Source organism: Pirellulales bacterium (assembly GCA_035533075.1).
In the GTDB taxonomy this organism is placed as follows: domain Bacteria; phylum Planctomycetota; class Planctomycetia; order Pirellulales; family JAICIG01; genus DASSFG01.
In genome coordinates, this window is sequence record DATLUO010000142.1 from 25,302 (window position 1) to 40,047 (window position 14,746).

Consider the following 14,746-nt stretch of genomic DNA (forward strand, 5'->3'; position numbering starts at 1 on the left):
TCCCTCTTCCCTCATCCTTCATCCCTCATCTCTCGTCTCCCAGGTACGACCATCCCATGCTTCGCTCCTCAGTCAGCGCATCTTAGCCTCTCCGCGCGGCCAAACACATCCGTTTGCCGGCCCGTCGGTTTTGTCGTCCTGAGCAAGAACGCTAATCGGCGCGAATCAACGCTAACGGCGTGGGCAGGGACTGCCGCAACGATCCGTTGAAACACACGTTATGAATCGGCAAGGAATGATTTGCAGGCCGGCGGCGAACCGCCTAGATTATGGTTTGCCACGCTGGCCAATGCCTGTCGTCGTCGTTGAGATGACGAAGCCACGCGCGACGTGAGAGAACGATTCCGAAATGGCCGCAACCCTTCCTGCGCTGATTAAGCACTTGCGCCGCGTCGCAATCGTCGGGCTGCCGAACTCCGGCAAGACCGTGCTCCTCACGTCGCTCCTGATCCACCTCGAGAACAGGTCGGCCGCACTGACCGATGGCGGAAAATGGCAGATCAGGAGCTTTCGGCCACAACGCGAACGGACGATCGGCAAACAATTGCCCGAGTTCCCGTACAAGAGCTATCGCACCCACCTTCGCGACAACTGGGTATTTCCCTCGAAGACGACGAGCGAGACCGTCTTCTCCTTCGATTTGGATTTGTCGAGTGGCCGCGGGCAGAAGGAGTACCAGGTCGACCTGCTCGATGTGCCCGGCGAGCGATTCTATGACATCGCCATGTGCGGATGCGACTATGGCCAATGGTGCGACGAACTGGAAAGATCGTGGCAGGACGAGCCGCACCCGGCTATGGAGACATACCGAAAGCTGTTCGACGCGCCGCCAGCGGAAGTCGAAGCGCCGGCGATCATCGCGGCGTACCGGACGCTTCTCGCCGAACTGATTGCCGATTACCGGACCTCGATCGCCCCGTCCAGCTTTCGCGTGAGCGCAAGCGCCAACACGGTCCGCGGCCGCACACCCAGCGCGATCCTCGCCAGCGCCGAAGCGAATCCGTGCGGCGTTTCGCCCGGCTGCCAGTTTGCGCCGATCTTCGGCGAGCACCGAACGAAGTTCGAGACGATCGCGACCACGATGAGCAAGAACTACGACGCCTACCGAGAGAACGTCGTGCTGCCGCTGTTCCGAGAGCTTAAGGTTTGCGATCGACTCGTGCTGCTGATCGATGTGCCGAACCTTCTCGCGTCCGGAGCGGGTGCGATTTCGGACCAGACCCACCTCATTGAACAAGTGTTGAGGGCTCTCGTCCCCGCCAGGCAAGGAGTCTGGCGCTCGCTCGGCCGCGGCCTGCGCGACCTGGGGCTGAACATCGCATCCACGGTCAATCTCTCCCTGCGGCCGGGGCAAGTTGAGCGCGTGGCCTTCGTCGCGACCAAGGCGGACGTCGTCGCGGTGTCGGACGTGCAAGAGAACCGGCTGTCCACCCTGCTTCATCAGTTGGTGCAACCCACGTGCAATTATCTCAACGGCATCGAGCCTGAGGAGTTCGTGATCAGCGCAGTCAAGTCGACGACGAATGCCGACAAGCCCGACGACGAGACTTCAGGCCACCTCTACGGGCGGCTGCAATTCGACTTCGGCACCGATCCCCCGACGCGGCGCAAGCCCACCGACCCGAAGGTGGACTACGACGTGCCGCGCCTTCCCAAAGAATGGCCGCACAGCTTGAGCGGCGGATACTCGTATCCGCCGGTCTTTCCCGACATCCCGCAGCTCCGCATGGTTTGCCCGAAGGAAGAGCAACTTAAGAAACTGTTTGACTTCATCATCTCGTAAGACCCGCCGTCGCCGACCTAGGTGGCCGGCACACGCGGGGAAAGGAGCCTTTGTGCCCCCCGAAGATCTGGACGACATGGTTGGCATCCCGGTTCGCGCGCCACGGCCGGTCTCGCAAGAGCCTCGAACGGTGTCGAGCGCATCGACCGCGGAACCCGCCGGGCGAAATGCGGCCGACGAGGCCATCCCTCTCGGCAAGCCGGCGTCGGTGCGCGAGGTATCCCTTGAGGTACAGCGGCGGCGGGACGAGCAAAGCGAGGCGGAAGAAGCGGACGCGGCCCTGCAAAAAACGTTGCGAGCCGAGACAGAGCGCGCGGGCGCGACGCTGCGCCGCGCTTTCCGTGGATTCGTTATCACAGCCGTCGCGGTCGTCGCCGGCCTGGCGGGCTTGATGTTATGCACCCAGTTGATCCAGGCGATTCAAATCTTGACGACCTGGCCGACCTGGCTGCAAGTGATCGGCTGGCTTGCTCTGGGCGTCTGCTGCCTGCTTTTGCTTTGGTCGCTGGGGCGACTGCTGTGGTTTGTCGCTCGTTTCCGGCAAAGCCGGCCCATCGCTCGACGGCTGCTCGACGAGCGCGAGCACCTGCACGAACTCGCCAAGCACGTTCACGCCGCGGCGAGGGAGCAATTCGGCGCGTTCATGCGAGAATACCCGCTCGACGACGCTGCGCAGCTTGCGTTTCTGCGAATCTGGGGGCTTTCCGAGCGCGAATTCGAAATGATGCGGCGCAAGCGGGCGGACCTGTTGGAGCCGGGCAACCTTCAGGACTCAAGATCGTGGCAAGAAAGTTTTGAAACCTGCTTCTTGGTTCCGCTCGATGCTTCGGCCACCAAGATCATCCGCCGGTATGCCATCCTGACGGCGACGAAGACAGCCATTTCGCCGTGGGCATTGCTCGACATGGCGATCGTGATTTACATGGGCACGTCGATGCTCGGTTCGCTCTGCCGCGTCTATCAACTTCGCGCCGGTCCGCTCGACATGCTCTATCTCTTCGGCCTGGTGATGGGCCAATCGTTCTTTGCCGGCGAGCTCGAAGAGCACAGCGAGGAGGTCGCCTCGTGGCTTAGCGACCCGGTCGCTAGCCTTTTTCACGGCGTGCTCGGCGATTCGACCGCAATCGATTCGTTTCTGCCGGGCGTCGGCAAGATCGCAGGCAAAGCCGGCCAGGGCATTGCCAACGGCCTGTTGCTTAACCGCATCGGCCGCAACGCCTGCAAGCTCTTGCGACCATTAAGTCCCGCTTGACGCCCTCCCCGGCTTCACGCACCATTGACGGGCTAAGATGCCGCGCCCGACAAGGTTTCTCACGCCTGGTTCATCCGGTGGAAAGCACGACGCGTCAGCTAACCACGTCCGGCGCTCGACAGCGGCGTTGACTGTTCCGCAGTGTTCTTTGATTCCCGGACGGCAATACCTGAGCGGCAACGGAAATAATGCAGCCGTTTCAGCGCAAAACTGATAACCGCAACACTTGGGCGGCAGCTGCAACTCAAAAATAATCCGGCCGCTTCGCAACTCTCTGTTTTTCCTTTTCCGCGGCAACATCGCGGATTTGAGTCTTTTCATTCTGTCGGCGATTTTATGATCACGCGGCGATTTAATTTAAAACTGAGGCGTCAACACGCCAATCAGATCGTATTTCGATGGATATCCCGCTGCAACCGAGAATCAGATTCAAAATAAACTAGCGATGCGCCGTTCACTTGAATTATTGGCAATCGTTTCTATGCCTATTTTAATCAATTGGCTGCTTTGCATAACTGCCGAGAACGGCTTTTTATCGGCAATTATGGCCCGTTCCGATGGCCGTCGAGGGGGCGGCTCGCACCACGTTCCCATTTACCAGGTGTCCACCATGATCGTTCGATCGCGTTGCACAGTGAAACCGCCGCGTTCGCGAATTCGCGCCGCTATGATTCACCACATCGGGGCCGTTAGACCGCGTGTCTGGAGAACATTCTCATGCCAAACACCTACCTGCATACAGCCATCCTATCGTCGTTCGTAGACGGACCCAACATTGACGGCGTGCTCGGAGAAATCTTGGGCCACATGCCCGAGAGCGAGGAGCGGCCGCGTTGGGATCGCGTCAAGCGGTTCCTTCCGTCGACTGGGAAGCCGGTCTTCGCCATGAACGGAGAGCACTTCACCGAAAAGGCATACTCATTCTTCAGGGCGATGACATACATGGGCTATGACTTCAAAGCCGTTCCACCAACAGAACGTTCCAGCACGAATGAAGACCCCGTTGACAACTACATCAAGGATCGCCTTGACGCGGCTCTAACAGAGCAGGTCGCCGGCCGCCCACAGCATATAACGCTTCTATCGCACGACCACTTCCACGCCGTGACACTCGCTCAGATCGTCGATGCTGGGGGCAGCATCGCATTGATCGGTTTCCCGGAGTGGTTGGCGCCTGACCTCCTGGCACTTGAAGGTGATCGTTGCGAAGTGCTCGATCTTGAGCGGGACGTCGGTGCCTTCTCGTATCGACTGCCGCGGCCGTATCTACCGCGAGGGGGCCGGCGAGCCGTGTGAATAAGCGACACACGAGGATGGATTTCGGCCTGCCGTCGCTGAGCTGCGGCGTGCGGACGGTGTCTGGCGATCTATCGTGCGATTAGCGTCAAAGACTTCGGGGCCGGTAGCGAATCAGGATAATATCGGGGCCAAGCCAACTTTAGGCAGGATCACAACGCCCTACAACCAGCAACAATCGGGTGGCTGCAAGAGCCTCAAACGGTGAATCAATGAACGTACAAGAATTCGTCTGCGAGTCGCTGCTCCAAATTGCGAGGGCAGTTGTCCAAGCGAACAAGGAGTTTGCTGCGATCTCGATTGCTGCACAAGCAAATCCGCCGGGAGTTCTCTTCGAATCGGATGCCGGCACAAGGCATGCGGCCGTTCCGGATACGCATGCAATTCACTTCGACATCGCGGTCACGGTTGCCTACTCTGCAGAGAAAACGAGTTCCAAAAAAGCCGGTCTCGCATTAACAGTTGTGTCTGGAGGCCTCGACACCGCAAACGCGTCGGATTCGTCGAGCTCCGCCACATCCCGCATCAGATTCGCAGTGCCGCTGAAACTCCCTCGGCCGGCTTGACGGTCTTTGAAGAAGCCAGGACGCGCCGCTGCCCATTTGGGTATTCGGCCGCCGACTGATTCTATTGTGAGGCGGTATCTTGAGTGAGAAAGAGAATGGGTCGGTTTACTGGCACAAGGTTGAGCTGGCAAGTTTTCGCGGATATATTCAGAGCATTCGGCTGAGCCGAGCTGTCGTTGCCGCCGGCTTTTCGTGATTCTCGCCGCATCGTCCGGTGTTGGAGCTTTTTATGTCGCAGAAATGCGCCCAGTCAGGTTGCGGCTTTCATTTGCCAGACAACTACCCACTCCCGTTTTGCCCGTGGCACGCCGCCCCTGGCAAGGGCTTGGTTAAGGTGGTCGGCGCAGTCGGCCTTTGTGCGCTTGGAGTTGGCGGCTTCTACGCCTTTGGCAAGGTCCGGGATGCGATTCGGAAGCGAGCGGAACAGGAGGTTTTGGAACGGAATGCCGAAGAGACAGCCGAGGTAAAAGAGCCGCAGATGGACAACGACGGCTTTCACAGTGCGGCTTGCTCAAATGGCAATGGATTTGACCCATACAAGATCCTTGGAGTGGGACGCTCGGCTTCCGTTGACGAAATCGAAGCCGCGTATCGCGAACGCGCTCTGAAACACCATCCCGACCGCGGGGGCGACGGTTGGGCCTTTGAGCAGGTTCACGCGGCTTACCAGCAGATACGGCCCAGCATTTCTCGCCGTGCCGCGTCGGCCGGCGCAGTCGTTGTCGCAACGAGAGAGCGGCCAGCATTGCGCGTTCTGAGGCCAAAGCCGGCGGTGCCTGCGGCGCATCCGCCTGTGGCGGACGTTCCCAAAGCGACACGTAAAGCGAAGAGCGCGGTGCTCGCTGCGCTACTTGCGTTTTTGTTCGGCCCGCTAGGAATGCTCTATAGCGACGCTCGAGGAGCGATTGTGCTATTCGCCATCGACTTTGTACTGCTGCTGCCGACGTTCGGCCTGATATTGTTTGTCACATGGCCTGTCGGAATTGCCTGGGCTGTGGTCGCGGCCAACAGCAATAGCACTTAGTGGAGAGCACGTTTAGGCCGCTTCGCCTTCGCGGCCATTGCCAGGGCCGGGCGGCCGAACGACCAATCCGTTGGCCGCCAGTGCTTCGCTGGCGCGGGCAATGAGCGATTGCGCCGCGGACAAGACCTGCGGCGATTGCAGAACCTTGCCGACGAGATCGACCAATTCCTGATCGCTGTCCGCGCGATTGACGGGTTTCTTGGTGACACCCGACAAGGGAGCTTGCTGGGCTTCGATAAACTCGCGCACGCTCGCCAGCCCCGTTGGTCGAAAGACTTCCGTGTCGACGACTGCGGGATAGGCCACGTCTCGGCCGTGGGCCAACACCAGCACGCGGTGGCGATAGCCGTCTAAGTGGGCGACGCAGGGGCTGGAAGTGTCTTAAAGTTGGGTTGGTCTTGCCGACGCTGCGTTCGACCCCATTGAGCTTGCCTCGATGGTGAAGCAGATGGTGAGCTAGACGGCGCCCTCGCACCAACGCCTACTTCGACCCCATCCGGCTTGCCCGGATGGTGAAGGAGATCGCCCTGCTACCGTAGCCGAGAACAATCTTATTCACCATCCAGGCAAGCTGGATGGGGCCTCATCACTCGCCTGTCGCAGCGTTGACTAGCCCGCCATCTCGTGTACCATCCGCACAAGGCGGATGGGGTCCGTCGAAGGCCGTCAATTCGTATTCTTCGCCAGCGGCGGCATCAACGCCCAGGCTCTCAAGCGATGATCGTGGCAGCAAGGTCACGTCAGCGCCCGAATCGATGAGCATCGGCACATCGGCGGCCGAGCGGCCGCTTAAGGGATCGCGGAGGACGACTCTTGCCACAGGAGCCGGAGGGTCGAAGCACGCCGCGTCATAGGCCGGCATCGGGGCTTTCCACAAGAACTTCCTTTTCGAAGTCGGCGGCTTGCTCGGGGCGGGCCAATCGAGGGCTGCCCATGTAAAGTGTGGTCCTTTCCTCAACGCCGGGAACAACCACATAGACCTTGGCGTTCTCCGGCAGACGGACATCCGCGGGCAACCTGACTTGCCCATTCTCGACCGTGCCCTCAACCGTTGTCACGCTCATGAAACCCTCGTTCACCGAATCCAAGCCTAGCAACTTCAACGTATTATATCGCCGGATTGGCCATTCGAGTCTTCAAACTCGCGGGCTAGTTCGGCGGGCCGTTCGAGGACTGGCAATTCAGGATTCGTCGCTTGCCGACTCGCCAAGCCCCAACTCGTCCAATGATGCTGCCGACAGCAGGGCGCAGCCCAGTTCCGTCAAACGATCGCTTGACCAAGTCTCCAGGCGGGCCATAGCCGCTGGCGGCAATGATCCAAAGCGGGATTCAAGCAGCTTCCCCATCAGTTCGCGCTGTCCTTCCAGCTTGCCTCGCGCCACGCCGCGCTGCTCGACGTGGTCCAATAAACCCAATTCCATCGCTTGCACTCCTGGATCTGAATGGTTACGGAGCATTTCCTCGAACTCTTGCCGCTGCCGAAGTCGAATCTGGCGGCCCAGGTGGGGAAAAAGAGCCAGAAGAACTCGGCGAAGAACTCTTTCAGCAGTTTCTTAAAACGCGGATCGTGCATCGGTTTTCTCTCTCGGGCGGCCGGATCAGCGGCGGCGTCGCATTGCCGAGCAACTCCCCTTCGTGGGTTTCCAGGCCCGGTCGGAACATAACTCTTCAATCGTCGGCCTCGTCAACCAGTGCAGCGTCTGCTCCGAGGTCGGGTGGGTTCCCGCTGAATTCACCGTTCCGCGCCTGCTCCAACCCGCGCCGCACGGCGGCCATTGCCTCGGGGTTTCGGTAAAGCCATGCCTCCCGTTCCGGAATGGCGAGGACTTCCTTTTCGAAGTCGGCGGCTTGATCGGGGCGGGCCAATCGAGGGCTGCCAATGTAAAGTGGGGCCCTTTCCTCAACGCCGGGAACAACCACATAAACCTTGGTGTTCTCTTGAACGGGCATCACGGCACCGAAATGGTTTGAAGCGAGCGATTCACGAAGCGTCGCGGCGCCCTCTGCGCGGCGAATGATCGGCCTTATCGCGAACCGTCCCCTCGGTATTCTCGCGACGCGCGCGGCCCCGTGCAAGCGATTTTCGCCGAGAAACTGCGAGCGGCGGCTTTAGCGTCGCGCTTGGCTCAGATGACCGGGCCTTGCGGACCGCGTGCGGCTAATCGATGATGGCTGCCAAGCGACCAATGATGTTCTGCCGCGATGCGAACGCGAACAGGATTCCATCCGGCTGGTGCGGCCGAACTGGGGCTATTTATAACGGCGACGAGGCCGGGCGGCAGAGGTCGAAGAGGCCCGATCGCGGGAGCTTCGCCGCGCTGCTGGCCGCGTACATCGGGCTGAGCGCAGCGGCGGTGGTGTGGTATTAAGGGCGGGGTTGGTAGTTGGGGATTGGGGATTGGGGGTCCAGCGTTCGGGGTTCAGGAAAGGCGGAGGGCAGAAGGCAGAAAGATGCCCGCGGGACCGAAAGGCCAGCGTCAAGGATGCCCGAGTTGCCAGTGGGCAAGCACCGGCGGACCGGTTTTGTGCGGGTGCGCGGCGAAGGCGTCGGACGTCAGGGCGAGAGCCAGTCGTCGAGCCGCAGGCCAGGGATGCTTTGGAAGTCCGCGGTGTTGTGCGTCACCAGGGTCAGATTGTGGAGCCTGGCCACCGAGGCGATCATAAGGTCTGTTTCTGGAACGACGATGCCTTGTTGCAACAACCCGCCCTGGAGCACGCCGAATTCATGCGCACAGCCCGAATCGAAATCAAGGACCGCCAGTTCCTGCAGTAAATCAGCAATCAACGCAAGCAATTTCGCAGGATTGGGATGCTTGTACGCTCCAGAGTATAACTCCGCCAGAACTATCGTCGAGCTGGCGATGCCGCCCGCGTACTGAAAGAACCGATGCGCCAAGCCGGCGGGACGCCGCATGTGGGCCGAGCAGATGTTCGTGTCGAGGAGGTGGGTCATTCGCCGTCCAGTTGCGGGCGGCGCTGGACCTTGCGGGCTTTGTGAACCTGGTCCATGATCGCGTCCCAGTACGGATCGTTGGCCAATGCGCCGGCCGTGCGAAGAATTCCTGCACCCCATTCTTTTACGGATGGCTTGACCTTCACCTGGACTTCAACCTCTTGCCCGTCTGCCACGCCGGGATCCTCGCTGAGCTCGATTGTTCTTCCGTGGATGATGCCGTGCATTGATTTGATCATCGTTAGCAAACCTCGCTTCCAACGGCTGGCCCCCAGCCGGTTTCGCCATGAATGTTTTCGGGCGTAATCCCCGGCCAGCAGGTCTTCCAACTGGGTTCAGCAACGTCATCCCGATGCCCCATGTTAGCATGAACCAGCCGCCGAGGCATGACAAGTTTGCAAACTGCAGGCATCAGGGATCAGGGATCCCGGGTTCAGAAAGGCAGAAGGCAGAAGAGATGCCTGTCGAACCGATCGGCCGGCACCAACATGAAAGGGCGCAAAGTGGCATTTTGTTTACGTTTGGCACGCGGATAGCTGCAAAACAACGGCATGCTGGATTCCGGCCAAATTGGCAGGCATGGATCAGTGGTTAGTGGTTAGTGGTTAGTGGTTAGTGGTTAGTGGTTAGTGGTTAGTGGTTAGTGGTTAGTGGTTAGTGGTTAGATCGACCACAACATGTTGTGGCTCTCACGACGAGAACCACAAGATGTGCGAAGATGGCCAACTGCGAACATAATGAGTTGCCGTGACGCGAAGATCAGCATCGCGCTGGCGAGACGCAGGCGGTAGGCTGCGATGCCGAGCGGCAAAGTTGGCCATCTTCGCCGGCGCACGGGGTTTTTGGCATTCGGGCAGGCGAGACGCCTGCACCACAAGGTCGTTGGAACTTGGCAGCCTTCGAAATCGGTTGGCAGCCTTTGAACTCCAAAGTCCACGCCTTGTCGCCGCGCCTCGATGGCTCGGCGCGGCAAAGCGCACAATTTCCGTCAGATCGCGTTCAAACCGGCGGGCGCCAGGCGGCGCAAGTGCTTGTGTAGAAAAGGTTTCGGCTGGCGTCGCCGCCGAAACAAAAGGGGGGATTCTGTTGCGCTCCGCCGCGCGCGGCGGACGACCATGCAACTCGCCGCCGCGCGCGCCGGGGTCGCGACGGCCCGTGCCTTCCGGCCGGCAGGGCGGAGGCGACACGCGTGTCGCCTCGATCGCACGAGAGAAGGCGGACCGAGCCAAGCCGTAAGCGACGCCGCCGCCACCAGCGCGGCCGGGGGCGACCGCTCGACGGCCAGGCCGGAGAGGGGCAAATGCGTCGCGCGCGACGTTTTTGCCGGCGCCTCGTACCTTCCGGCGGGAGGCGCCGACGCGACACGCGTGTCGCATGGAAGACATCACTCCCAGGGCCTGCATGAGCGGGGGGATAATTGATCATACCGCACTGGTATCGACCATGGCATCCGCTTCGTATCGCCGCACCGCCGACTTCTTGAGTTTCTTCCGACCGCCGCCAAAATGTGATACCCTGGACCACATCACTTTCCCCTCAACGCCCGCTGCAACTCGTCCCACTGTTCGCTCGTGACGGCCTCGAGATAATTGAATTCGCCGGCGGCGCGGACCCATTCGCCGCCGTCGATGCGGATGCAGTCGCCGTTGATGTAACCGGCATAATCGCTAAGCAGATACGCGGCCAGGTTCGCCAGTTCTTCGTGCTCGCCCAGGCGGCCCAACGGTATTCGCTGCCGCGGACCGCCAAGCTGCTTGAGTGCGTCGGGCATCAGCCGCGACCAGGCGCCTTCGGTGGGGAAAGGGCCGGGCGCGATGGCGTTGGAGCGGATGCCGTACTTGCCCCACTCGCTGGCCAGCGACTGCGTGAGCGCCAGCACGCCGGCCTTGGCCACCGCCGACGGAACGACGAAACCGGAACCGCTGGTGGCATACGTGGCCACGATGTTCAAGATGGCGGCTTTCGTACACTCGGCGATCCAGCGTTTGCCGAAGGCCAGCGTCGCGTGAAACGTGCCGTAGAGTACGATGTCGACCACCGCGTGAACGGCGTTGTAACTCAGCCGTTCCGTCGGGCAGATAAAGTTGCCGGCGGCGTTGTTCACCAAGCCGTGTACCGTGCCGAAGCGATCGTACGCCGCGGCCACGAGTGCGTCGATCTGACCGGTGTCGCGCACATCGCAGGGCTGGGCGAGCACGTGCCCGCCCGTTTCCTGCTGGATTTCCGCGGCGGTCTCATCGAGCACGTCTTGGCGACGGCCGCAGATGACGATGTTCGCCCCCAGGCCCGACAAGCAGCGGGCCATCGAGCGGCCCAGCCCCGTGCCGCCGCCGGTGATGACAATGGTGCGGTCTTGGAAGGTGCCTGGTTTGAGCATGGGAGGGTTCAGGGTTCAGGGTTCAGGGTTCAGGGTTCAGAGATTCCGGCTCGAGGATTGGCGACCCTTGACGCATTTGGCCTGTAAAGTGTTGACGCGTCAAGTCTGCGTGCGGAATACCCAACCTCGCGGGCCGTATGCTACAATGTTGCTTGGATTTCCTGTTCGGCAGATCGGCGAAGGAGGAGGCATGCAGCTTTCAGAAACCGTCGCAAAAGTGATTGCTCTCGCCACAGCAATCGACGACTACTGGGATATCGAACTTCCGAAGCGGCATGCGAATTACCCCTTGGTTTCGCCGGGCGAGGACTCAGGACCACCGCCGCCGGAAGAACAGGAGCTGAGCGATCTGTTGACGGGCCTACCCGAAGACCAATTATATAAATTGGTCTTGCTCGCACATCTCGGCCGAGGAGGCTTTGGAACGGACGATCTACCGGGGCACTACGAGGACATGGTGGAACGATTCCCGACGACCGAAGAGGCAGTTGCGCAGATGCTGGGCATGGGGGGATTGGGCGACTACCTGGTGGACGGTCAAGCCAAACTCGAAAAGAGCGGGACCGACATCGATCACCTGATGCTTTCGCCGATCGATGCACGCCGTTAGAGGGTCGCCGGCCTTGCCGAGGAGCACCGTTTGTCGTCCAACGCTTTTTCAATTCATTTGGAAGAACTATTGCTCGATGCGGACGAACTGAACGACGCGCACATCGCACTCAGAACCCACAAGCCTGGGCGACAATATCGGCTTGCTGCGCTGAACCGTGCCGTTGTCATCATGAGCGTCTCGGCATGGGAGTCCTATGTCGAGGAACTGATGACAGAATCCGTTCGTGCTCTGCGACCATCGGGGCCCTCTCTCGGAACGTGGCCGGCGCTGAACACTTACGTGTTGGGGTTGCTCGGTAACTTCCACACGCCGAACGCCGCCCGAGTCGAGAGGCTTGTTCATAGTTGTCTCGGACTTGGCGATATACAGCTTTCGTGGGCATGGCAGAGTTGTAACTCCGCGCAGGCGGTGCGACGTCTCGCCGACGCGATGACATACCGCCACGAAATCGCACATGGCGTCAATCCACGGCCAATCATCCACAACCGTTATGCGAGGCGGTTGCCCGAATTCTTCCGGCGGTTGGCATTCTGCACGGATAATGCGGTTCGCGATCACTTGGTAGGCGTTCATGGCCTTCAATTCCCATGGCCGCCGTAGGTGCCTGGGGGAACGCCCCTGTCGTGCTCTCGCCAGCCAATCTATATTGCAGCTTTCGACCGCATAGTGATTCACGCCCCGATGCCCGCCATTCCCGCCGACCAACTGACTGAATTCGCCACCGAACTGCTCGCCAAAGGAGGCGTCGGCGTCGAGGAGGCCAATCTCGTGGCCCACAGCCTGGTCGACGCCAACCTGCGCGGCCACGATTCGCACGGCGTGATGCGCACTCCCTCGTATCTCGAGTGGGTCGCCAAAGGCGATGTCGTCCCCAACGCCCCGTTCACGGTCGTCAAACAATCGCCTACGTCGCTGGTGGCCGACGGCGGCTGGGGCTTCGGACAAACGCAAGCCCGCAGGCTCACGGAGGCGTTGATCGTCAAGGCCCGCGAGTCGGGCAGCGGCATCGGAACGCTGATTCGCTGCGGACACATCGGCCGGCTGGGCGAGTATTGCGAACAGGCCGCCGCGGCCGGGCTGGTCTCGATGGTGATGGTCAACACACACGGCCACGCGCGGCGAGTGGCGCCGCCCGGCGGCAAAGCGCCGCGGCTGGGAACCAACCCGCTGGCCTTCGGCGTGCCCGCCGACCAGGGGCCGCTGGTGCTCGACTTCGGCACCAGCGCCACGGCCGAAGGCAAGGTGCGCGTCAAAAAGATCGCCGGGCAGCTTTGTCCCGACGGATGGTTGCTCGACGCCGGCGGCAAGCCGACGAACGATCCCAACACATTGTATGCCGATCCGCCCGGCACCATTTTGCCCATGGGCGGCCCGCAGGCCTACAAAGGCTTCGGTCTGGCACTGATGGTCGAGATTTTTGCCGGGGCGCTGTCGGGCGGAGTGACCATTCGCGAGCGGCCGGTCAATCAGAACGGCAATTGCGTCTTCATGCTGTTGGCCGCTCCTGAACACTTCGGCGGGCAGGCCCATTTTGCGGCCGAAGTGGCGCAGTTGAGCCGCTTCGTCCGCGATTGCCCGCGCGTGGCGGGAATCGACGAGATTCAGCTTCCCGGCGATCCGGAGCGGCGCGTGCTGGCCGAGCGTCAGGCGCGCGGCGTACCGCTGGATGAGGGCAATTGGAAGCAGTTGACCGCGCTGGCGGAACGGCTTGGTGTGGACGTTCCCTCGGCGGCCTAGGTATGCATAACGCAGCAATCCAAAATCCAAAATCCAAAATCCAAAATGGCGGAGCCCTGTTGCTCGCTCTGGCATTTGTCGCCGGCTGCACCCGCCAACAAGAGCAAGAGGTGGTGGTCTATTCTGCGCTCGATGCCGAATTCTCGCGGCCGATTCTGGAACAGTTCGAGTCGCAGACGGGCATCAAAGTGTTGCCGAAATTCGACGTCGAATCGAACAAAACGCTGGGGCTGACGCAGGCCATTATCGCCGAATCAGCCCAGCGGCCGCGGTGCGACGTTTTTTGGAACAACGAAATCCTCAACACGCTCCGGCTGGAAGAACGGGGGCTGCTGGAGGCGTATCGGCCGAAGATGGCCGACACGTTCCCGGCCATCTATCGCTCCCAGAAACGAACCTGGCACGGCTTCGCCGCTCGTGCGCGGGTGCTGTTGGTGAACACGGAGCTGGTGGCCGGCGACGAACTGCCCGGCTCGATCGACGATCTGACCGACGAAAAGTGGCGCGGCCGTTGCGGCCTGGCCAAGCCGCTGTTCGGCACCACCGCCACGCACGTGGCTTGCCTGTTTGCCCTGCTTGGCGACGAGAAGGCAAAGCGGCTATTGAGTGAGATCAAGGCCAACGAAGTGCAAGTTTTCGCCGGCAACAAGCAAGTGGCGCAGGCCGTCGCCCAGGGCCAGCTCGCGTTCGGGTTCACCGACACCGACGACGCCATGATCGAGCTGGAAGAAGCGCAGCCCGTGAAGATCGTTTACCCCGACCAGCAGGAAGGCGGCATGGGCACGCTGTTCATTCCAAACACGCTGGCGATCATCAAAAGCTCATCGCACTCGGTCGAGGCGCGGCAGCTCGTCGATTACCTGCTGACGCCGGCCATCGAGGTGGAACTGGCCCGCGGAGCGAGCGCTCAGATTCCGCTCTGCTCGAAGGTCGATGTTCCGCTCCGGGTCGAGACGCCTCACACGGTGCGACCGATGGCGGTCGATTTTTACAAAGCGGCCGACAAGTGGGACGCGGCGGCCCGCTTCGTGCGCGATCTGTTTGCGGGCGCGGATTGACAGTTGCCGAAGTCGTAGGGTGGGAGCGAGCGAGCTTGCGAGCGCCGGCCCACCGTAATGGACGTCGCCAACGGTGGGGCGGCGCTC

General features: G+C 61.0%; 16 protein-coding genes. 9 read left to right on the forward strand and 7 right to left on the reverse strand.

What is annotated here, in order from left to right:
- Positions 1-349: 349 nt before the first annotated feature.
- The 5 genes from VNH11_18320 (at position 350) to VNH11_18340 (ending at position 5,921) form a co-directional block, all read left to right on the forward strand.
- Entirely contained in the window at positions 350-1,783 is a 1,434-nt protein-coding gene (locus tag VNH11_18320; protein HVA48328.1) for a YcjX family protein, read from the forward strand.
- Between the two features lie 52 nt (positions 1,784-1,835).
- Positions 1,836-3,035 carry a YcjF family protein gene (locus VNH11_18325; protein ID HVA48329.1) on the forward strand — a complete coding sequence of 400 codons (1,200 nt, stop codon included), beginning with the start codon at positions 1,836-1,838 and terminating at the stop codon, positions 3,033-3,035.
- Between the two features lie 717 nt (positions 3,036-3,752).
- Positions 3,753-4,331 carry a hypothetical protein gene (locus VNH11_18330; protein HVA48330.1) on the forward strand — a complete coding sequence of 193 codons (579 nt, stop codon included), beginning with the start codon at positions 3,753-3,755 and terminating at the stop codon, positions 4,329-4,331.
- 212 nt (positions 4,332-4,543) lie between these two features.
- Positions 4,544-4,897 (forward strand): hypothetical protein, encoded by a 354-nt coding sequence (locus tag VNH11_18335; GenBank protein ID HVA48331.1) that lies wholly within the window; start codon positions 4,544-4,546, stop codon positions 4,895-4,897.
- Between the two features lie 229 nt (positions 4,898-5,126).
- Positions 5,127-5,921, forward strand: coding sequence for a DnaJ domain-containing protein (locus VNH11_18340; protein ID HVA48332.1), 795 nt, complete (start codon positions 5,127-5,129; stop codon positions 5,919-5,921).
- 12 nt (positions 5,922-5,933) lie between these two features.
- Here the strand turns inward: VNH11_18340 and VNH11_18345 are convergent, their stop codons facing one another.
- From VNH11_18345 to VNH11_18375, 7 genes are all read right to left on the reverse strand, one after another.
- Positions 5,934-6,254 carry a hypothetical protein gene (locus VNH11_18345; protein ID HVA48333.1) on the reverse strand — a complete coding sequence of 107 codons (321 nt, stop codon included), beginning with the start codon at positions 6,252-6,254 and terminating at the stop codon, positions 5,934-5,936.
- Positions 6,255-6,769: 515 nt separating this feature from the next.
- Positions 6,770-6,985 (reverse strand): hypothetical protein, encoded by a 216-nt coding sequence (locus VNH11_18350; protein ID HVA48334.1) that lies wholly within the window; start codon positions 6,983-6,985, stop codon positions 6,770-6,772.
- 281 nt (positions 6,986-7,266) lie between these two features.
- Positions 7,267-7,494 carry a hypothetical protein gene (locus VNH11_18355; protein ID HVA48335.1) on the reverse strand — a complete coding sequence of 76 codons (228 nt, stop codon included), beginning with the start codon at positions 7,492-7,494 and terminating at the stop codon, positions 7,267-7,269.
- 95 nt (positions 7,495-7,589) lie between these two features.
- Positions 7,590-7,787, reverse strand: coding sequence for a hypothetical protein (locus VNH11_18360; protein ID HVA48336.1), 198 nt, complete (start codon positions 7,785-7,787; stop codon positions 7,590-7,592).
- A gap of 688 nt (positions 7,788-8,475) precedes the next feature.
- Entirely contained in the window at positions 8,476-8,874 is a 399-nt protein-coding gene (locus VNH11_18365; GenBank protein HVA48337.1) for a type II toxin-antitoxin system VapC family toxin, read from the reverse strand.
- The gene (locus VNH11_18370) at positions 8,871-9,101 is read right to left on the reverse strand and encodes a hypothetical protein (GenBank protein HVA48338.1); all 231 of its coding nucleotides are present in this window, start codon (positions 9,099-9,101) and stop codon (positions 8,871-8,873) included. Before VNH11_18370 ends, VNH11_18365 begins: the two co-directional genes overlap by 4 nt.
- A 1,298-nt stretch (positions 9,102-10,399) precedes the next feature.
- Positions 10,400-11,251 carry an SDR family oxidoreductase gene (locus tag VNH11_18375; protein ID HVA48339.1) on the reverse strand — a complete coding sequence of 284 codons (852 nt, stop codon included), beginning with the start codon at positions 11,249-11,251 and terminating at the stop codon, positions 10,400-10,402.
- A 190-nt stretch (positions 11,252-11,441) separates the two neighbouring features.
- Between VNH11_18375 and VNH11_18380 the strand changes: the two genes are divergently transcribed.
- The 4 genes from VNH11_18380 to VNH11_18395 all read left to right on the forward strand — a co-directional run bounded on the left by VNH11_18380 (position 11,442) and on the right by VNH11_18395 (position 14,659).
- Positions 11,442-11,861: a DUF3775 domain-containing protein gene (locus VNH11_18380; GenBank protein ID HVA48340.1), complete on the forward strand. Its 420-nt coding sequence runs from the start codon at positions 11,442-11,444 to the stop codon at positions 11,859-11,861.
- 30 nt (positions 11,862-11,891) lie between these two features.
- The gene (locus VNH11_18385; protein ID HVA48341.1) at positions 11,892-12,464 is read left to right on the forward strand and encodes a hypothetical protein; all 573 of its coding nucleotides are present in this window, start codon (positions 11,892-11,894) and stop codon (positions 12,462-12,464) included.
- An 81-nt stretch (positions 12,465-12,545) separates the two neighbouring features.
- Positions 12,546-13,601, forward strand: a complete 1,056-nt coding sequence (locus tag VNH11_18390; protein HVA48342.1) for an Ldh family oxidoreductase — start codon at positions 12,546-12,548, stop codon at positions 13,599-13,601.
- A gap of 2 nt (positions 13,602-13,603) precedes the next feature.
- Complete coding sequence (locus tag VNH11_18395; GenBank protein ID HVA48343.1) at positions 13,604-14,659, forward strand: extracellular solute-binding protein; 1,056 nt, start codon at positions 13,604-13,606, stop codon at positions 14,657-14,659.
- Positions 14,660-14,746: the final 87 nt, after the last annotated feature.

Bases quoted from the DNA above. Each gene is read 5' to 3' on its own strand.
- VNH11_18320 (HVA48328.1), top strand. From the start codon at position 350: ATGGCCGCAACCCTTCCTGCGCTGATTAAGCACTTGCGCCGCGTCGCA.
- VNH11_18330 (HVA48330.1), top strand. From the start codon at position 3,753: ATGCCAAACACCTACCTGCATACAGCCATCCTATCGTCGTTCGTAGAC.
- VNH11_18340 (HVA48332.1), top strand. From the start codon at position 5,127: ATGTCGCAGAAATGCGCCCAGTCAGGTTGCGGCTTTCATTTGCCAGAC.
- VNH11_18335 (HVA48331.1), top strand. From the start codon at position 4,544: ATGAACGTACAAGAATTCGTCTGCGAGTCGCTGCTCCAAATTGCGAGG.
- VNH11_18375 (HVA48339.1), bottom strand. From the start codon at position 11,251: ATGCTCAAACCAGGCACCTTCCAAGACCGCACCATTGTCATCACCGGC.
- VNH11_18395 (HVA48343.1), top strand. From the start codon at position 13,604: ATGCATAACGCAGCAATCCAAAATCCAAAATCCAAAATCCAAAATGGC.
- VNH11_18380 (HVA48340.1), top strand. From the start codon at position 11,442: ATGCAGCTTTCAGAAACCGTCGCAAAAGTGATTGCTCTCGCCACAGCA.
- VNH11_18355 (HVA48335.1), bottom strand. From the start codon at position 7,494: ATGCACGATCCGCGTTTTAAGAAACTGCTGAAAGAGTTCTTCGCCGAG.
- VNH11_18390 (HVA48342.1), top strand. From the start codon at position 12,546: ATGCCCGCCATTCCCGCCGACCAACTGACTGAATTCGCCACCGAACTG.
- VNH11_18365 (HVA48337.1), bottom strand. From the start codon at position 8,874: ATGACCCACCTCCTCGACACGAACATCTGCTCGGCCCACATGCGGCGT.
- VNH11_18350 (HVA48334.1), bottom strand. From the start codon at position 6,985: ATGAGCGTGACAACGGTTGAGGGCACGGTCGAGAATGGGCAAGTCAGG.
- VNH11_18370 (HVA48338.1), bottom strand. From the start codon at position 9,101: ATGCACGGCATCATCCACGGAAGAACAATCGAGCTCAGCGAGGATCCC.